This window comes from Pseudomonas reactans (genome assembly GCF_013385825.1).
Classification (GTDB): domain Bacteria; phylum Pseudomonadota; class Gammaproteobacteria; order Pseudomonadales; family Pseudomonadaceae; genus Aquipseudomonas; species Aquipseudomonas reactans.
In genome coordinates this window covers 1-19,442 of sequence record NZ_JACAPG010000018.1, presented here as the reverse complement: position 1 = coordinate 19,442, position 19,442 = coordinate 1, and the positions used below count along the sequence as shown (strand labels likewise).

Below are 19,442 nucleotides of genomic sequence, written 5' to 3'. Positions count from 1 at the left end.
AGATAATTACTCGATGATTTTAGCTACAACGCCAGCACCAACGGTACGGCCGCCTTCACGGATTGCGAAACGCAGGCCGTCTTCCATAGCGATGGTTTTGATCAGGGTGACAACCATTTTGATGTTGTCGCCTGGCATTACCATTTCTACGCCTTCCGGCAGTTCGCAGTTACCAGTTACGTCGGTAGTACGGAAGTAGAACTGTGGACGGTAGCCTTTGAAGAACGGAGTGTGACGACCGCCTTCTTCTTTGCTCAGCACGTACACTTCAGCTTCGAACTTGGTGTGCGGCTTAACCGAACCTGGCTTAACCAGAACCTGACCACGCTCAACGTCGTCACGCTTGGTACCACGCAGCAGAACGCCGCAGTTCTCGCCAGCACGACCTTCGTCGAGCAGTTTACGGAACATTTCAACACCGGTGCAGGTGGTGACGGTAGTGTCACGCAGACCAACGATTTCCAGTGGATCTTGAACCTTAACGATACCGCGCTCGATACGACCAGTTACAACAGTACCGCGACCGGAGATCGAGAATACGTCTTCGATTGGCATCAGGAACGGCTTGTCGATAACACGGACTGGATCTGGGATGTAGCTGTCCAGAGTCTCAACCAGTTTACGAACGGACGTGGTGCCCATTTCGTTGTCGTCTTTGCCTTCCAGAGCCATACGAGCAGAACCGATGATGATCGGAGTGTCGTCGCCTGGGAAGTCGTAAGTGCTCAGCAGATCGCGCACTTCCATCTCAACCAGTTCCAGCAGCTCAGCGTCGTCTACCAAGTCAGCCTTGTTCAGGTAAACCACGATGTACGGAACGCCTACCTGACGGGACAGCAGGATGTGCTCACGGGTTTGTGGCATCGGACCATCAGCGGCCGAGCAAACCAGGATAGCGCCGTCCATTTGAGCAGCACCGGTGATCATGTTCTTCACATAGTCAGCGTGACCTGGGCAGTCAACGTGAGCGTAGTGACGGATCAGCGAGTTGTATTCAACGTGCGCGGTGTTGATGGTGATACCACGAGCTTTTTCTTCTGGTGCGCTGTCGATTTTATCGAAATCAACGATTGCGGAACCGAAAACTTCGGAGCAAACGCGAGTCAGAGCAGCAGTCAGAGTGGTTTTACCGTGGTCAACGTGACCGATGGTGCCAACGTTGACGTGCGGTAGGGAACGATCAAATTTTTCTTTAGCCACGACAATTAACTCCTTGCCTAAAGGACTGAATCAGCCTTGTTTTTTGGATACAGTTTCAGCGATGTGCGCCGGAGCTGTGTTGTATTTTTTGAATTCCATAGAGTAGCTTGCGCGACCCTGGGACATGGAGCGAACGTCGGTCGCATAACCGAACATCTCACCCAACGGAACCTCGGCGCGAATCACTTTGCCGGAAACCGTGTCTTCCATACCCAAGATCATGCCGCGACGACGGTTAAGGTCGCCCATGACATCACCCATATAGTCTTCAGGTGTAACAACTTCTACCGCCATGATTGGCTCAAGCAACTCACCACCGCCCTTCTGGGCCAGTTGCTTGGTTGCCATGGAAGCAGCCACCTTAAACGCCATCTCGTTGGAGTCGACGTCGTGGTAAGAACCGTCAAAAACGGTTGCTTTCAGGCCGATCAGCGGATAGCCGGCAACAACACCGTTCTTCATCTGCTCTTCGATGCCCTTCTGGATAGCAGGGATGTATTCCTTAGGAACAACACCACCTACTACTTCGTTCACGAATTGCAGACCTTCCTGACCTTCGTCAGCAGGAGCAAAACGGATCCAGCAGTGACCGAACTGACCACGACCGCCGGACTGACGAACGAACTTGCCTTCGATTTCGCAATTCTTCGTGATGCGCTCACGATAGGAAACCTGAGGCTTACCGATGTTGGCTTCGACGTTGAACTCACGGCGCATCCGGTCAACCAGGATGTCCAGGTGCAGCTCGCCCATGCCGGAGATGATCGTTTGACCAGTCTCTTCATCAGTCTTGACGCGGAAAGATGGATCTTCCTGAGCAAGCTTGCCCAGAGCGATACCCATTTTTTCCTGGTCATCCTTGGTCTTAGGCTCTACGGCAACCGAAATAACCGGCTCCGGGAAGTCCATGCGAACCAGGATGATTGGCTTGGCAGCGTCGCACAAAGTCTCACCCGTGGTGACGTCCTTCATGCCGATCAGGGCCGCGATGTCACCAGCGCGTACTTCCTTGATCTCTTCACGGGCGTTTGCGTGCATTTGCACCATACGACCCACGCGCTCTTTCTTGCCTTTAACCGAGTTGATCACGCCGTCGCCGGAGGCCAACACGCCCGAGTAAACGCGGACGAAGGTCAAAGTACCCACGAATGGGTCAGTTGCGATCTTGAACGCCAGAGCCGAGAACGGCTCGCTGTCATCGGCGTGACGCTCCATCTCTTCTTCCTCATTATCAGGGTTGGTACCCTTGATAGCAGGAATGTCGGTTGGAGCCGGCAGGTAGTCGATAACGGCGTCGAGAACCAGGGGAACACCCTTGTTCTTGAAGGAAGAACCGCAAACAGCCAAGACGATCTCGCCAGCGATAGTACGCTGACGCAGAGCAGCCTTGATTTCCACGTTGGTGAGCTCTTCACCTTCGAGGTACTTGTTCATCAGCTCTTCGTTGGCTTCGGCAGCAGCCTCAACCATGTTGTTGCGCCACTCGTCAGCCAGTTCCTGCAGCTCAGCAGGGATAGGCTTACGAACAGGAACCATACCTTTGTCGGAATCATTCCAGTAAACAGCTTCCATGTTGATCAGATCGATCTGACCCTGGAAGTTGTCTTCGGAACCGATAGCCAATTGGATTGGCACCGGGGTGTGACCCAGACGCTGCTTGATCTGACCGATCACGCGCAGGAAGTTGGCACCAGCACGGTCCATCTTGTTTACATAAACAAGACGTGGAACGCCGTACTTGTTGGCTTGACGCCATACGGTTTCCGACTGAGGCTCAACACCCGAGGTACCGCAGAACACAACGACAGCGCCGTCGAGTACGCGCAGGGAACGTTCAACTTCAATGGTGAAGTCTACGTGGCCCGGAGTATCGATTACGTTGAAGCGATGCTCGTCTTTGTACTGCTTCTCGGAACCTTTCCAGAAGGCGGTGATAGCAGCAGAAGTAATGGTAATACCACGCTCCTGCTCCTGAACCATCCAGTCTGTGGTCGCGGCGCCGTCATGCACCTCGCCCATTTTGTGACTTTTGCCGGTGTAAAACAGTACGCGCTCGGTGGTGGTGGTTTTACCAGCATCCACGTGAGCAACGATACCGATGTTACGGTAGCGGCTAATCGGAGTAGTACGAGCCATAAAGCCCTCGCAAAATTAGTGAAGCTAAGATTAGAAGCGGTAGTGCGAGAAAGCTTTGTTAGCTTCAGCCATACGGTGCACGTCTTCACGCTTCTTAACAGCAGCACCTTTACCTTCAGCAGCGTCCAACAGCTCGCCGGCCAAACGCAGAGCCATAGACTTCTCGCCGCGCTTACGGGCGAAGTCTACCAACCAGCGCATTGCCAGAGCGTTACGACGGGACGGGCGAACTTCGACCGGAACCTGGTAAGTAGCACCGCCTACACGGCGCGACTTCACTTCGACCAGCGGAGCGATGGCGTCGAGAGCTTTCTCGAAGATTTCCAGGGGATCGCTGTTCTTGCGTTCTTTAACCTTTTCCAGCGCGCCATAAACGATACGCTCGGCAACGGCTTTCTTGCCGCTTTCCATCACGTGGTTCATGAACTTGGCCAGGATTTGGCTTCCGTATTTTGGATCGTCAAGCACTTCGCGCTTGGCTGCTACGCGTCTTCTTGGCATGGATAAGCCCTCAAACGGTCTTCAGGTTCGTTCGGAATCGGTGCCCTTGCGGGACGCCTCCGACCTTACTCTTATCGACTCAGAAAATAAGATGATTCAGTTTTACAAAAAGCCGCTACTACTTAGGCTTCTTGGTACCGTACTTCGAACGACCCTGGTTACGACCTTTAACGCCGGAAGTATCCAAGGAGCCGCGTACGGTGTGGTAACGAACACCTGGCAAGTCTTTTACACGACCGCCGCGGATCAGTACCACGCTGTGCTCTTGCAGGTTGTGACCTTCACCACCGATGTACGAGGAAACCTCGAAACCGTTGGTCAGGCGCACACGGCATACTTTACGCAGTGCCGAGTTAGGTTTTTTCGGCGTGGTGGTATACACACGGGTGCATACGCCACGACGTTGCGGGCAGTTCTGCAGCGCAGGTACGTCGGATTTCTCGACGATACGCTTACGCGGCTGACGTACCAGCTGGTTGATAGTTGCCATCTACTAGCTCCACTGTTGTCTTGCGACGCTATTGTCTTGCAAGAAAAGCAAAATGGCAGGAACGAATTCCCGCCAAATTTAGGGGTACAAGAGTCTAAAGAGGATCTTGCCCCCAGTCAAGGCAAGGCCCCGACATCCCCACTCACCGAACCGGGGCAAAAATGCCTCGATCCGACGAATGGGGCTGCCGGGGCCCAGACTTATCTAGTGCAGAACTCAGTTACCGCTAGAGTTCAGCGCTTCGGTCAGTGCAGCTTCCACTTCACTGGCGCTTACGCGCAGCGGCTTGTCAGCATCACGGCGACGCTTACGCTCGCTGTGGTAAGCCAAACCGGTACCGGCTGGGATCAGACGACCCACAACCACGTTTTCTTTCAGGCCGCGCAGGTAATCGCGCTTGCCGGTTACCGCTGCTTCGGTCAGTACGCGAGTGGTCTCCTGGAAGGAGGCCGCCGAGATGAACGACTCAGTGGACAACGACGCCTTGGTGATACCCAGCAGCACGCGGGTGAACTTGGAGACAAACTTGTCTTCCGCGCCCAGACGCTCGTTCTCTACCAGTACGTGAGTCAGTTCCATCTGGTCGCCCTTGATGAAACTGGAATCGCCGGATTCAGCGATTTCAACTTTACGCAGCATCTGACGCAGGATGGTCTCGATGTGCTTATCGTTGATCTTCACGCCTTGCAGGCGGTAAACGTCCTGGATCTCATTAACGATGTACTTGGCCAGCGCACTCACACCCAGCAGACGCAGGATGTCGTGTGGATCGCTCGGGCCGTCGGAGATAACTTCGCCGCGGTTTACCTGTTCGCCTTCGAAGACGTTCAGGTGACGCCACTTCGGAATCAGCTCTTCGTACGGATCGGTACCGTCGTTCGGGGTGATGACCAGGCGGCGCTTGCCCTTGGTCTCTTTACCGAACGCGATGGTGCCGCTGACTTCAGCCAGAATCGACGCTTCTTTCGGACGACGAGCTTCGAACAAGTCGGCAACACGCGGCAGACCACCGGTGATGTCACGGGTCTTCGAAGTTTCTTGCGGGATACGCGCGATAACATCACCGATCGCGATCTTCGCACCATCCGCTACACCGACCAGGGCGTTGGCTGGCAGGAAGTACTGAGCGATTACGTCAGTGCCTGGCAGCAACAAGTCCTTGCCGTTGTCATCGACCATCTTCACGGCAGGACGGATGTCTTTACCGGCAGCTGGGCGATCTTTCGCGTCGAGTACTTCAATGTTGGTCATACCGGTCAATTCGTCAGTCTGACGCTTGATCGTGATGCCTTCTTCCATGCCCACGTAGGTCACGGTACCTTTCATTTCGGTAACGATTGGGTGAGTGTGCGGATCCCACTTGGCCACGATTGCGCCAGCGTCGACCTTGTCACCTTCTTTAACCGAAATCACAGCACCGTACGGCAGCTTGTAACGCTCGCGCTCACGACCGTAGTCATCAGCGATTGCCAGCTCACCGGAACGGGACACAGCAACCAGGTGGCCATCCACTCGCTCAACGTGTTTCAGGTTGTGCAGACGGACGGTACCGCCATTCTTCACCTGAACGCTGTCGGCTGCCGAGGTCCGGCTTGCCGCACCACCGATGTGGAACGTACGCATGGTCAGCTGGGTACCCGGCTCACCGATGGACTGGGCAGCGATAACGCCGACCGCTTCACCGATGTTCACCTGGTGACCACGAGCCAAGTCACGGCCGTAGCACTTGGCGCAAATGCCGTAGCGGGTTTCGCAGCTGATCGGCGAGCGAACGATCACTTCGTCGATGCTGTTGAGTTCGATGAACTCGACCCACTTCTCGTCTACCAGGGTGCCGGCAGGAACGATAACTTCCTCGGTACCTGGCTTGAATACGTCACGGGCAATAACACGACCCAATACGCGCTCACCCAGCGGCTCTACAACGTCACCGCCTTCAATGTGCGGAGTCATCAGCAGGCCGTGCTCGGTGCCGCAATCGATCTCGGTCACAACCAGATCTTGTGCAACGTCTACCAGACGACGCGTCAGGTAACCGGAGTTAGCGGTTTTCAACGCGGTATCCGCCAGACCTTTACGAGCACCGTGAGTCGAGATGAAGTACTGAAGTACGCTCAAACCTTCACGGAAGTTCGCTGTAATAGGCGTTTCGATGATGGAGCCGTCCGGCTTGGCCATCAGGCCACGCATACCGGCGAGCTGACGGATCTGCGCAGCAGAACCCCGTGCGCCCGAGTCGGCCATCATGTACATCGAGTTGAAGGACTCTTGATCGACTTCCACGCCGTGACGGTCGATAACCTTCTCTTTCGAGAGGTTGGCCATCATTGCCTTGGACACTTCGTCGTTCGCCTTCGACCAAAGGTCGATCACTTTGTTGTACTTCTCGCCCTGGGTTACCAGGCCGGAGGCGTACTGGCTTTCGATCTCTTTCACTTCATCAGTAGCAGCATTGATGATGCGCGCTTTTTCATCCGGGATAACGAAGTCGTTAACACCGATGGAAACGCCGGAGATGGTCGAATAAGCAAAGCCGGTGTACATCAACTGGTCAGCGAAGATCACGGTCTCTTTCAAACCAACCACGCGGTAGCACTGGTTGATCAGCTTGGAGATCGCCTTTTTCTTCATCGGCAGGTTGACGACGTCGTACGACAGACCTTTTGGCACAACTTGATACAGCAGCGCACGGCCGACAGTGGTGTCGACAATACGGGTGCCGCTCACGCTGCCGCCATCACGGTCGTTGACGGTTTCGTTGATCCGCACTTTGACCTTGGCGTGCAGTGCGGCTTCGCCGGCACGGAACACACGGTCAACTTCTTGCAGGTCAGCGAACACACGACCTTCGCCCTTGGCGTTGATCGCTTCACGGGTCATGTAGTACAGACCCAATACAACGTCCTGCGACGGAACGATGATTGGCTCACCGTTGGCTGGCGACAGAATGTTGTTGGTCGACATCATCAACGCGCGCGCTTCCAACTGGGCTTCCAGTGTCAGCGGTACGTGCACGGCCATTTGGTCGCCGTCGAAGTCGGCGTTGTACGCAGCACAGACCAGAGGGTGCAGCTGGATAGCCTTACCTTCGATCAGTACCGGTTCAAACGCCTGGATACCCAGACGGTGAAGGGTCGGTGCACGGTTGAGGAGAACCGGGTGTTCGCGGATCACTTCAGCGAGAACGTCCCAAACCTCTGGCAGTTCACGCTCGACCATTTTCTTGGCCGCTTTGATGGTGGTCGCGAGACCGCGCATTTCCAGCTTGCCGAAGATGAATGGTTTGAACAGCTCAAGGGCCATCTTCTTAGGCAGACCGCACTGGTGCAGACGCAGGGTCGGGCCTACGGTAATTACCGAACGACCGGAGTAGTCAACACGCTTACCGAGCAAGTTCTGACGGAAACGACCTTGCTTACCCTTGATCATGTCAGCCAAGGATTTCAGAGGACGCTTGTTCGAACCGGTGATAGCGCGGCCACGACGACCGTTGTCGAGCAAGGCATCGACCGCTTCTTGCAACATACGCTTTTCGTTGCGCACGATGATGTCCGGAGCGGACAGATCAAGCAGGCGCTTCAAACGGTTGTTACGGTTGATCACGCGGCGGTACAGGTCGTTGAGGTCGGACGTCGCGAAACGACCACCGTCCAACGGTACCAGCGGACGCAGGTCTGGCGGCAGAACCGGCAGAACGGTCAGCACCATCCACTCTGGCAAGTTGCCGGAACCCTGGAAGGCTTCCATCAACTTCAGACGCTTGGACAGCTTCTTGATCTTGGTCTCGGAGTTGGTTTGCGGAATTTCTTCGCGCAGGCGGCCAATCTCGTGTTCCAGGTCGATAGCGTGCAGCAGTTCACGGACAGCTTCGGCACCCATGCGGGCATCGAAATCGTCGCCGAACTCTTCCAGCGCTTCGAAGTACTGCTCGTCGTTCAGCAGCTGACCTTTTTCAAGGGTGGTCATGCCTGGATCGATAACGACATAGCTCTCGAAGTAGAGAACGCGCTCGATATCACGCAGGGTCATGTCCATCAGCAAGCCGATACGGGACGGCAGCGATTTCAGGAACCAGATGTGGGCAACCGGCGAAGCGAGTTCGATGTGCGCCATGCGCTCACGACGAACTTTAGCCAGTGCAACTTCAACGCCGCACTTCTCGCAGATCACACCACGGTGCTTCAAGCGCTTGTACTTACCGCACAGGCACTCGTAATCCTTAACCGGGCCAAAGATCTTGGCGCAGAACAGGCCGTCACGCTCAGGTTTGAACGTACGGTAGTTGATGGTTTCCGGCTTTTTAACTTCACCGAACGACCACGAACGGATCATCTCAGGCGATGCCAATCCAATACGGATGGCGTCGAACTCTTCGACTTGACCCTGGTTTTTCAGCAAATTCAGTAGGTCTTTCAAGGCCTTTCCTCCTGGCGGAGCAGAGAGCGGGCTAAACAGCCCCGCTCTCGATTCGCGTCACGTGTTATTCGGTTTCCAGATCGATATCGATGCCGAGGGAACGAATTTCTTTGATCAACACGTTGAAGGACTCGGGCATGCCCGGCTCCATACGGTGATCGCCGTCCACGATGTTTTTGTACATCTTGGTCCGACCGTTCACATCGTCCGACTTCACTGTGAGCATTTCTTGCAGAGTGTAAGCAGCACCGTATGCTTCCAGTGCCCAGACCTCCATCTCCCCGAAACGCTGACCACCGAACTGAGCCTTACCACCCAGCGGCTGCTGGGTAACGAGGCTGTACGAACCGGTAGAACGAGCGTGCATCTTGTCGTCTACCAAGTGGTTCAGCTTCAGCATGTACATGTAGCCAACAGTAACCGGGCGCTCGAACTTGTTGCCGGTACGGCCGTCGAACAGCTGCATCTGGCCGCTTTCTGGCAGGTCTGCCAGTTTCAGCATGGCCTTGATTTCGCTTTCCTTGGCACCGTCGAACACCGGGGTAGCCATTGGAACGCCGCCGCGCAGGTTCTTCGCCAGATCCAGGATTTCCTGGTCGGAGAAGGTGTCCAGCTCTTCGTTGCGACCGCCGATCTCGTTGTAGATCTCGTGCAGGAACTTACGCAGGTCTGCGACCTTGCGCTGCTCTTCGATCATACGGTTGATCTTCTCGCCCAGACCTTTGGCTGCGAGGCCCAGGTGGGTTTCAAGGATCTGACCAACGTTCATACGCGAAGGTACGCCCAACGGGTTGAGGACGACGTCGACCGGGGTGCCATTGGCATCGTGCGGCATGTCTTCAACCGGCATGATCACGGAGACCACACCCTTGTTACCGTGACGACCGGCCATCTTGTCGCCCGGCTGGATGCGGCGACGGATTGCCAGGTAAACCTTGACGATTTTCAGCACGCCTGGAGCCAGGTCATCGCCCTGCTGCAGTTTGCGCTTCTTGTCTTCGAACTTGTCGTCCAGCAGACGGCGGCGATCAACGATGTAGGCCTGAGCCTTCTCGAGCTGCTCGTTCAGAGCGTCTTCAGCCATGCGCAGTTTGAACCACTGGCCGTGCTCAAGACCGTCGAGGATTTCGTCGGTGATGTCCTGACCTTTCTTCAGACCTGCGCCGCCTTCAGCCTTGTGGCCTACCAGGGCGGAGCGCAGACGTTCGAAGGTCGCGCCTTCAACGATACGGAACTCTTCGTTCAGGTCCTTGCGGATCTCGTCGAGCTGAGTCTTCTCAATGGACAGTGCACGAGCATCACGCTCAACGCCGTCACGGGTGAAGACCTGTACGTCGATGACAGTGCCTTTGGTACCGGTAGGTACACGCAGGGAGGTGTCTTTAACGTCGCTGGCTTTTTCACCGAAGATGGCACGCAGCAGTTTTTCTTCCGGAGTCAGTTGGGTCTCGCCTTTCGGAGTGACCTTACCGACCAGGATGTCGCCTGCGCCTACTTCAGCACCTACGTAAACGATACCGGCTTCGTCCAGTTTGTTCAGTGCAGCTTCACCCACGTTCGGGATGTCTGCAGTGATTTCCTCTGGCCCAAGCTTGGTGTCACGTGCCACACAGGTCAGTTCCTGAATGTGGATCGTGGTGAAACGGTCTTCCTGAACAACACGCTCGGACAGGCAGATGGAGTCTTCGAAGTTGAAGCCGTTCCATGCCATGAACGCGATGCGCATGTTCTGACCCAGTGCCAGTTCACCCATGTCGGTGGACGGGCCGTCGGCCATGATGTCGCTACGCTGAACGCGATCACCCTTGCTCACCAGCGGACGCTGGTTGATGCAGGTGTTCTGGTTTGAGCGGGTGTATTTGGTCAGGTTGTAGATGTCGACACCGGCTTCGCCCGTTTCAACTTCGTCATCGGCAACACGAACCACGATACGGCTGGCATCAACAGAGTCGATCACGCCGCCACGACGAGCCACGACGCAAACGCCGGAGTCACGGGCTACGTTACGCTCCATGCCGGTACCTACCAGCGGCTTGTCAGCGCGCAGGGTCGGTACAGCTTGACGCTGCATGTTGGAACCCATCAACGCACGGTTGGCGTCATCGTGCTCCAGGAACGGGATCAGCGACGCTGCAACCGAAACTACCTGCTTCGGCGATACGTCCATCAAGGTGACGTCTTCCGGCGCCTTGACGGTGAACTCGTTCAAGTGACGAACAGCTACCAGCTCGTCGACCAGGACTTTCTTGTCGTTCATCGTGGCCGAAGCCTGAGCGATCACGTGATCAGCTTCTTCGATGGCGGACAGGAAAACGATCTCGTCGGTGACCAGAGCGTCTTTCACCACACGGTACGGGCTCTCAAGGAAGCCGTACTGGTTGGTGCGCGCATAGGCAGCCAGGGAGTTGATCAGACCGATGTTCGGACCTTCCGGCGTTTCGATCGGGCAAACACGACCGTAGTGCGTCGGGTGTACGTCACGAACTTCAAAGCCAGCACGCTCACGGGTCAGACCGCCCGGGCCCAGTGCGGAAACACGGCGCTTGTGGGTGATCTCGGAGAGCGGGTTGTTCTGGTCCATGAACTGGGAAAGCTGGCTGGAACCGAAGAACTCTTTCACCGCTGCAGCCACTGGCTTGGCATTGATCAGGTCTTGCGGCATCAGGCCTTCGCTTTCAGCCATCGACAGACGCTCTTTGACCGCACGCTCAACACGTACCAGGCCAACGCGGAACTGGTTCTCGGCCATTTCGCCTACACAGCGAACACGACGGTTACCCAGGTGGTCGATGTCATCGACGATGCCTTTACCGTTACGGATGTCGACCAGGGTCTTCAGTACCGCGACGATGTCTTCCTTACACAGCACGCCCGAACCTTCGATTTCGGTACGACCGATACGACGGTTGAACTTCATCCGGCCGACCGCAGACAGGTCATAGCGCTCAGGGCTGAAGAACAGGTTGTTGAACAGGGTCTCGGCAGCGTCTTTGGTTGGTGGCTCACCAGGACGCATCATGCGATAGATCTCGACCAGCGCTTCCAATTGGTTGCTGGTGGAGTCGATCTTCAGCGTGTCGGAGATGAACGGACCGCAGTCGATGTCGTTGGTGTACAGGGTCTCGATGCGAACAACCTGAGCCTTGGCGATTTTGGCCAGGATCTCGGTGTTCAGCTCGGTGTTGCACTCAGCCAGGATTTCGCCTGTAGCCGGGTGAACGATGACCTTGGCGGTAGTACGACCCAGGACGTAGTCCAGAGGCACTTCCAGCTCTTTGATACCGGCTTTTTCGATCTGGTTGATGTGGCGCGCAGTGATACGGCGGCCAGCTTCAACAATGACCTTGCCTTTTTCATCCTGGATGTCCAGGACGGCAATTTCACCACGCAGACGCGAAGCGATCAGCTCCAGCTTGAGGGTTTCATCCTTCAGGCTGAATACGTTGGTGGTGTAGAAGGCATCCAGCACTTGCTCAGTGGTGTAGCCGAGCGCGCGCAGCAGTACCGAGGCCGGCAGCTTGCGACGACGGTCGATACGCACGAACACGCAGTCTTTCGGGTCGAACTCGAAGTCCAACCACGAACCGCGGTACGGAATGATCCGCGCGGAGTACAGGAGCTTGCCGGAGCTGTGCGTCTTGCCGCGGTCGTGGTCGAAGAACACGCCCGGGGAACGGTGCAGCTGGGAAACGATCACACGCTCGGTACCATTGATAACGAAGGTACCGTTCTCGGTCATCAATGGGATTTCGCCCATGTAGACTTCTTGCTCTTTGATGTCCTTGATCGCTTTGTTCGACGATTCTTTGTCGAAAATGATCAGGCGCACTTTTACCCGCAAAGGTACGGCGTAAGTAACACCGCGCAACACGCATTCTTTGACATCAAATGCCGGTTCGCCCAGGCGATAACCGACGTACTCCAGCGCAGCATTGCCGGAGTAGCTGATGATCGGGAAAACGGATTTGAAGGCCGCATGCAGGCCCACGTCGCGGAACTGATCTTTGGTCGCTCCCGCCTGCAAGAATTCACGATACGAATCCAGCTGGATAGCCAGAAGGTACGGGACATCCATGACGTCCGGCAACTTGCTAAAGTCCTTGCGGATACGTTTTTTCTCAGTATATGAGTAAGCCATCAGCGTTCCCCAGCTTGGTCACCTGCTTGTTTGGCCCTCCCGACGGGAGCAGCCAGAAAATCTCGCAAACCCCATGGTTTGCACCACCGCATCGGGTGGCTACAGCGCGTTAATGGCGGCGACCGAGTCGACAGCCAAGAACGGAAAAAGGCCGGTGGCAAGAGCCACCAGCCATCAGCCTTCAGCTTAACGCTTGGGCTGGAGACGCAAGGTCGATGCTTACTTCAGCTCGACTTTAGCGCCTGCTTCTTCCAGTACTGCTTTGGCTTTTTCAGCTGCGTCTTTGGCAACAGCTTCCAGAACCTGGGCAGGAGCGCCGTCAACTACAGCCTTGGCTTCTTTCAGGCCCAGACCGGTCAGTTCACGTACTGCCTTGATCACGTTTACTTTCTTCTCGCCAGCTTCCAGCAGCATGACGTTGAATTCGGTTTGCTCTTCAGCAACAGCAGCAACAGCGGCTGGGCCAGCGGAAGCAGCGGCAGCGGAAACGCCGAATTTTTCTTCGAAAGCTTTGATCAGCTCAACAACCTGCAGAACCGACATTTCAGCTACGGCGTTGAGGATATCGTCTTGGGAGATAGACATTGCTGTATTTCCTGAATTGGGGGACGGCCTACTCGGCCATCGAAATAAACAAAAAACCGCGAGAGAAGTTGCTCAGCCTTAGGCTGCGGCAGCTTCTTTTTGCTCGCGAACTGCGGCCAGAGTACGAGCCAGCTTGCTGGTAGCGCCTTGAATCACGCTCATCAGCTGCGAAATAGCTTCGTTACGGGTCGGCAGTGTTGCCAGTACGTCGATTTGGTTAGCTGCGAGGAACTTGCCCTCGAACGCAGCTGCCTTGATCTCGAACTTGTCCTGACCCTTGGCGAACTCTTTGAACAAACGGGCAGCAGCGCCAGGATGGTCGGTGGAGAACGCAATCAGGGTCGGGCCGGTGAACACGTCGTTGAGGACACTGTATTCAGTGTCAGCAACAGCGCGCTTGAGCAGGGTGTTACGTACAACACGTACGTATACGCCAGCTTCACGAGCCTCTTTACGGAGTCCGGTCATAGCGCCTACTGTCACACCACGGGCATCAGCCACGACAGCGGACAGAGCAGCTTTGGCAGCCTCGTTGACTTCAGCGACGATGGCCTTCTTGTCTTCGAGATTAATTGCCACGGGTTTAACTCCTGCTTGTTACCGTTTCATCTGGCCGGAGCCGGATGTCGTTTTGGTGTCTGATTCGGTAAGGAACCGGGAGCACCATCTGCGTAGGCTTGTGGTTTAAGACTTGCGTCGCCTACGGTCTTGGATAGCCCCCGCCAGGCAGGGACCCCAATTTTTTCAATTGGCGCGATCTCTCGCGCCAACTTGTGTCTTATACGTCCAGCGAGCCTTGGTCGATGACCAGACCTGGGCCCATAGTGGTGCTCAGGGTAACGCGCTTGACGTAGATACCTTTCGAGGAAGCTGGCTTGATACGCTTCAGATCAGCGATCAGGGCTTCAACGTTTTCCTTCAGCTTGACGGCATCAAAGCCGACTTTGCCAACGGAGGTGTGAATGATGCCGTTTTTGTCGGTGCGATAACGAACCTGACCAGCTTTGGCGTTTTTAACCGCGGTCGCTACGTCTGGAGTTACGGTGCCGACTTTAGGGTTAGGCATCAGGCCACGCGGACCCAGGATCTGACCCAACTGACCTACAACGCGCATTGCATCCGGGGAAGCAATAACGACGTCATAGTTCAGGTCGCCGCCTTTCATTTCGGCAGCCAGGTCGTCCATGCCAACGCGATCAGCGCCGGCGGCCAGAGCAGCTTCAGCTGCTGGGCCTTGAGTGAAGACAGCTACACGTACAGTCTTGCCAGTACCGTGTGGCAGCACAGTTGCGCTACGAACGACCTGGTCGGATTTACGTGGGTCAACACCCAGGTTTACAGCAACGTCAACGGACTCGCTGAACTTGACAGTCGACAGCTCGGTCAGCAGGGCAGCAGCGTCTACAAAGTTGTAGGACTTGCCCGCTTCGATTTTGCCGGCGATAGCCTTTTGGCGCTTGGTCAGCTTAGCCATTACACACCCTCCACGTTAAGGCCCATGCTACGAGCAGAACCGGCGATGGTACGCACGGCTGCATCCATATCAGCTGCAGTCAGATCCGCGTTTTTGGTTTTCGCGATTTCTTCCAGCTGAGCACGAGTTACGGTGCCAACCTTAACGGTGTTAGGACGAGCGGAACCGCTAGTCAGACCAGCAGCTTTCTTCAACAGAACCGAAGCCGGGGTCGACTTGGTTTCGAAAGTGAAGCTACGGTCGCTGTATACAGTGATGATCACTGGAGTCGGCAGACCTGGCTCAAGACCCTGAGTACGGGCGTTGAAGGCCTTGCAGAATTCCATGATGTTCACGCCGTGCTGACCCAGAGCTGGACCGACAGGTGGACTAGGGTTGGCCTGAGCGGCCTTCACTTGCAGCTTGATGTAAGCGGTAATCTTCTTGGCCATGAGGCACTCCAATTACGGGTTCAAACGCCTCGAAAGGCTCCCCGGTTACTTGCGCGTTTATCCCAGTGACGACAAAACCCCACAGCCTACGGCTGCGGGGTTGGGATGCTTGCTCAGCTAGACCTTCTCGACCTGGCTGAACTCTAGCTCTACCGGAGTAGAGCGACCGAAAATGAGCACCGCCACTTGGATCCGGCTCTTTTCGTAGTTAACTTCTTCGACAGTACCGTTGAAATCAGCAAACGGACCATCTGTGACACGAACAACCTCACCCGGCTCGAACAACGTCTTCGGCTTGGGTTTGTCGCTACCATCAGCAACGCGACGCAGAATCGCTTCCGCCTCTTTGTCAGTGATAGGAGCAGGCTTATCAGCGGTACCGCCGATGAAACCCATGACACGAGGGGTATCCTTGACCAAGTGCCAAGTACCTTCATTCATGTCCATCTGAACCAGCACGTAGCCAGGGAAGAACTTGCGTTCACTTTTACGCTTCTGGCCATTCCGCATTTCAACCACTTCTTCAGTGGGAACCAGAATTTCGCCGAAGCCATCTTCCATGCCTGCCAGCTTTACGCGCTCTAGCAAAGAGCGCATAACATGCTTCTCGTAACCCGAGTAAGCATGCACAACGTACCAACGCTTAGCCACGGGACACCCTTAGCCAACAATCAAGGAAACAAGCCAGCCGAGCAGGGAATCAAGCCCCCACAACAGCAACGCCATAACCAGAACAACAGCCACAACGATCAACGTGGTCTGCGTGGTTTCTTGGCGAGTCGGCCAAACGACTTTACGAATTTCGGTGCGAGCTTCCTTTACCAGGACCGCGAAAGACTTGCCTTTAGCAGTCTGCAGGCCTACAAAGGCAGCTACAACAGCAAGGGCAAGCAAAGCGAGCACGCGGTACAGGATCGGCGAAGCAGAATAGTACTGATTGCCAACAACGCCTACGACCACCAAGGCGACTACAGCGAGCCACTTGACCAGATCGAAACGAGAGCTTTGAGCTTCAGCCTTAGGAGTCATCTATGAAGATCCTGTGAAAAGAAAGCCAGATACACCACGTGAATCTGGCAGGTCAGGAGGGAATCGAACCCCCAACCTACGGTTTTGGAGACCGTCGCTCTGCCAATTGAGCTACTGACCTAAAACAAAATCAGGCCGACCATTATGCAGGCCTGAAAAAGACTTTACAACAACCAACCCCACTAGACTTGAAATCACCTGGCGATAAAGCCAGACACAACACCAACAAGCCGAGGCAGCTGTTAAAACAAAGGCAGATATTTTCATATCTGCCTTGTTATATGGAGCTCTTGAGCGGATTTGAACCGCTGACCTCACCCTTACCAAGGGTGTGCTCTACCAACTGAGCTACAAGAGCAAAACACCTTGCACAACCTGCAAACTTGGAGCGGGTAGCGGGAATCGAACCCGCATCATCAGCTTGGAAGGCTGAGGTTCTACCACTAAACTATACCCGCGGAGCTTGCAGCTCACGCTAAAAATGGTGGAGGGGGAAGGATTCGAACCTTCGAAGTCGTAGACGTCAGATTTACAGTCTGATCCCTTTGGCCGCTCGGGAACCCCTCCTAAGCGAGCCGGCATTTTACATTACGCCGACCTTCTGTCAAGCATTTTCTCATTTAAAAATATGAGGTTAGCTGCATTGACCTTTGCTTCACGCTGTAGACCTTAAAGGTCTTCACTGCGAAGCGGGCGCCATTCTATGCAAACTATTCGAGAGATGCAACGCCTTCGCACAACATTATTTTATGTTTTAACTCATTGAATTCCTTAGCAAGGTTTTCAAAAGGCAGATCCTCAGCCAGCCGTCGGCTTTCAGGGGCTACGCGCAGCCAATAGCCGGAAGCTTCAGCAGTATTCAGCAATTGAAGCTTGGCCTTTATATCCAGGCTTGTCAGCCGCTGCTCTACCGACTGAGCCTGTCGCTGATCCGCAAAACCACCGATGTACAAACAGGTATTTTGCGCCTCTGCTGCCTTTGCACGATCTCTGCGCACCACAGCATCAGAGGACTCACTGAGCAGGCGAATGTCCTGCTGCCCACCCTTATAAAGGCTCAGAGGCGTAACATCTTTGGCACGCAACGGCGCTTCTTGCTGATGCCATATGTAGTAGAAGGCGTTGAGGACAAGTAAAAGCAAAAAAAACCAACGCATAATCACCTCAGGACAAAGGACAAGCCATCGCCAAACCGACAAAAACCAGATCCGGAACGAGTCGGGCTTGCGGCACTGCACCTGCCACCAAATCGGCGTCCCCTCCGGTGAGAAACACCGTGAAATCATCGCCCCAGTAGCTTCGCGCCAACTCCAACTGAGTCAGCACAAACCCTCTGAGCATAAGCGTACAACCTCGTTCCACTGCTTCTACGGTCGTACGACCTGGAGAGAGGCGCTCTAGCGCCCTTTCAGCCGCTGCATCGTCGTAACGTATCTTTCGTGTATGAGTTCGCAGCTGATTGCGCATGAGCGGCATACCTGGACAAATGAAACCACCAAGGTGCTCGCCATCCGCCGCAATAAAATCCGCCGTGGCTGCCGTGCCAAAGTCAAGCACCAGGCATGCGCCGTGCGCCAGCTTGAATCCACCCAGCATTGCGAGCCAACGATCAAGACCCAGGCGCTCAAAATCTTCGTAGCCGTTACGCACTCCGGCCATCTCGCGCGCGGGAGCAGCACAGGAGACAGCAACGCCGAAAGCCTCATGCAGGGCCGCAACCAGCTTGCTTGTTTCTTCCAGGGCACGAACGCTCACCAGCCGGCAACGCGTCAGCAACAATCCGGGAAGCGCCACGAGGCTTTCGATCAAAGCCAGATCCGAACCAACAACTCCCTCCGAAGAAGCATTCGCGCTATCGGCATCAAGCACACGCCATTTGATAAAGCTATTCCCACAGTCGAGCTCAAGAATCATCACGCAACCTCAGGCTTAACTCACCACCACTGTATATTTTCTCAACACCATCAACGCTCAAGCGCAGTGCACCCTGGCGGTCTACGCCCAGCACAACGCCGTCGACTTGGCTGACACCCGCGATAAGGGACACCCGCCGCCCCTGCCAGGCGTGATTCTGCTCCCACTCATCTTTGAGTGCGACAAAACCACCCTTGCGGTGCCGCTCAAGGTAGCTTTGCAGTTGCAACCCCAGTTGCGCCACCAGCGCATTGCGATTCACCGGAGAGCCTGTCTGCAACTGCACCGAAGTCCATTGCTGATCCACCTCGTCAGCCCTTTGCATATTCACATTGATGCCTATTCCGAGGACAACGTGGCAGATATCAGCAGGGTCTCCTACCAACTCCAGCAAAATCCCGGCAATTTTCTTCTGCCCTACCAGAACGTCGTTTGGCCACTTCAGAGTTGCGCCCTGCACACCCGACTCGCGCAAGGCCTGCATGACCGCCAAGCCCACAACCAGGCTCAGCCCCTCCAACTGCCGCAGGCCCGACTCGATGCGCAATACGAGGCTGTAATACACATTTTGTGCAAATGGACTTACCCACTTCCGCCCCCTCCTACCCCGGCCGGCCGTTTGCTGTTCCGCAAGCACCAGGAACGGCGCCGCGCATCCGGCACCAACAAGACGCAAGGCTTCAGCGTTCGTGGAGTCAATGGAGTCAGAGATATGAACGGGCCACGCCAAGGAGGGCGCATTCAACGCAATATCTTCAGCAGTCAAGAACACCAATGGCGACGCCAACTGATACCCCTTGCCCCGAACCTTATGTATGGACAGGTTGAGTTCTGCTTCCAGGTGCTGGAGTTGCTTCCAGACAGCACTGCGGCTGACACCCAAGGCGGCGCCAAGCGCTTCCCCCGAGTGGAATCGGCCATCTTTCAGAAGTTTTAACAACGTCAGCATGCAGGTATCGCCTCACAATGAGGCACGCATAATAGCCATGCGCAGGGTCATTGCATAGAAACGCAGCCCCTTAGCTCTAAAGGTCGTCGAAATGAATCCCTTCGTGCTTTTCGACCGCCCAAAACAAAACCCCATCTGCTTTCGCAAATGGGGTTCTGGAATTTAATCTTGACGATGAC

The 19,442-nt window shown here is 55.3% G+C and carries 15 protein-coding genes and 4 tRNA genes; all 19 read right to left on the bottom strand.

The genetic code is table 11. From position 1 onward, the window contains the following. Positions 1 to 6 precede the first annotated feature (6 nt). Positions 7 to 1,200 (bottom strand): elongation factor Tu, encoded by a 1,194-nt coding sequence (gene tuf / locus HX868_RS20365; protein ID WP_003176426.1) that lies wholly within the window; start codon positions 1,198 to 1,200, stop codon positions 7 to 9. Positions 1,201 to 1,230: 30 nt separating this feature from the next. After that, positions 1,231 to 3,336 (bottom strand): elongation factor G, encoded by a 2,106-nt coding sequence (gene fusA, locus HX868_RS20360; protein ID WP_033900034.1) that lies wholly within the window; start codon positions 3,334 to 3,336, stop codon positions 1,231 to 1,233. A gap of 30 nt (positions 3,337 to 3,366) precedes the next feature. Next, positions 3,367 to 3,837 carry a 30S ribosomal protein S7 gene (gene rpsG / locus HX868_RS20355; RefSeq protein ID WP_002555493.1) on the bottom strand — a complete coding sequence of 157 codons (471 nt, stop codon included), beginning with the start codon at positions 3,835 to 3,837 and terminating at the stop codon, positions 3,367 to 3,369. A gap of 118 nt (positions 3,838 to 3,955) precedes the next feature. After that, positions 3,956 to 4,327: a 30S ribosomal protein S12 gene (gene rpsL, locus HX868_RS20350; RefSeq protein ID WP_002555494.1), complete on the bottom strand. Its 372-nt coding sequence runs from the start codon at positions 4,325 to 4,327 to the stop codon at positions 3,956 to 3,958. Between the two features lie 216 nt (positions 4,328 to 4,543). Continuing rightward, a complete protein-coding gene (gene rpoC, locus HX868_RS20345) occupies positions 4,544 to 8,743 on the bottom strand; it encodes a DNA-directed RNA polymerase subunit beta' (RefSeq protein WP_016977596.1) in 4,200 nt (1,399 codons plus the stop codon). A gap of 64 nt (positions 8,744 to 8,807) precedes the next feature. Next, complete coding sequence (gene rpoB, locus HX868_RS20340) at positions 8,808 to 12,881, bottom strand: DNA-directed RNA polymerase subunit beta (protein ID WP_010206926.1); 4,074 nt, start codon at positions 12,879 to 12,881, stop codon at positions 8,808 to 8,810. A gap of 219 nt (positions 12,882 to 13,100) precedes the next feature. Further along, on the bottom strand, positions 13,101 to 13,466 hold the full coding sequence (gene rplL, locus HX868_RS20335; RefSeq protein ID WP_016977598.1) for a 50S ribosomal protein L7/L12: 366 nt from the start codon (positions 13,464 to 13,466) through the stop codon (positions 13,101 to 13,103). A 78-nt stretch (positions 13,467 to 13,544) separates the two neighbouring features. Next, positions 13,545 to 14,045, bottom strand: a complete 501-nt coding sequence (gene rplJ, locus HX868_RS20330; RefSeq protein WP_016977599.1) for a 50S ribosomal protein L10 — start codon at positions 14,043 to 14,045, stop codon at positions 13,545 to 13,547. Between the two features lie 199 nt (positions 14,046 to 14,244). Further along, positions 14,245 to 14,940 carry a 50S ribosomal protein L1 gene (rplA, locus tag HX868_RS20325; RefSeq protein ID WP_003176434.1) on the bottom strand — a complete coding sequence of 232 codons (696 nt, stop codon included), beginning with the start codon at positions 14,938 to 14,940 and terminating at the stop codon, positions 14,245 to 14,247. Then, positions 14,940 to 15,371 carry a 50S ribosomal protein L11 gene (gene rplK / locus HX868_RS20320; protein WP_003176435.1) on the bottom strand — a complete coding sequence of 144 codons (432 nt, stop codon included), beginning with the start codon at positions 15,369 to 15,371 and terminating at the stop codon, positions 14,940 to 14,942. Before rplK ends, rplA begins: the two co-directional genes overlap by 1 nt. Positions 15,372 to 15,488: 117 nt before the next feature. Then, positions 15,489 to 16,022, bottom strand: coding sequence for a transcription termination/antitermination protein NusG (gene nusG, locus HX868_RS20315; RefSeq protein WP_003176436.1), 534 nt, complete (start codon positions 16,020 to 16,022; stop codon positions 15,489 to 15,491). A gap of 9 nt (positions 16,023 to 16,031) precedes the next feature. Then, positions 16,032 to 16,400 carry a preprotein translocase subunit SecE gene (gene secE / locus HX868_RS20310; RefSeq protein WP_177004193.1) on the bottom strand — a complete coding sequence of 123 codons (369 nt, stop codon included), beginning with the start codon at positions 16,398 to 16,400 and terminating at the stop codon, positions 16,032 to 16,034. A 45-nt stretch (positions 16,401 to 16,445) separates the two neighbouring features. Then, positions 16,446 to 16,521: transfer RNA gene (locus HX868_RS20305), tRNA-Trp, on the bottom strand. A gap of 161 nt (positions 16,522 to 16,682) precedes the next feature. Further along, positions 16,683 to 16,758 (bottom strand) — tRNA-Thr (locus HX868_RS20300). A 26-nt stretch (positions 16,759 to 16,784) separates the two neighbouring features. Further along, positions 16,785 to 16,858 (bottom strand) — tRNA-Gly (locus tag HX868_RS20295). A gap of 24 nt (positions 16,859 to 16,882) precedes the next feature. Further along, a tRNA-Tyr gene (locus HX868_RS20290) sits at positions 16,883 to 16,967 on the bottom strand. 143 nt (positions 16,968 to 17,110) lie between these two features. Continuing rightward, positions 17,111 to 17,557, bottom strand: coding sequence for a hypothetical protein (locus tag HX868_RS20285; RefSeq protein ID WP_177004192.1), 447 nt, complete (start codon positions 17,555 to 17,557; stop codon positions 17,111 to 17,113). A gap of 7 nt (positions 17,558 to 17,564) precedes the next feature. Beyond that, entirely contained in the window at positions 17,565 to 18,314 is a 750-nt protein-coding gene (locus HX868_RS20280) for a pantothenate kinase (protein WP_095013702.1), read from the bottom strand. Next, on the bottom strand, positions 18,304 to 19,263 hold the full coding sequence (birA, locus tag HX868_RS20275; RefSeq protein WP_177004191.1) for a bifunctional biotin--[acetyl-CoA-carboxylase] ligase/biotin operon repressor BirA: 960 nt from the start codon (positions 19,261 to 19,263) through the stop codon (positions 18,304 to 18,306). Before birA ends, HX868_RS20280 begins: the two co-directional genes overlap by 11 nt. Positions 19,264 to 19,442 lie beyond the last annotated feature (179 nt).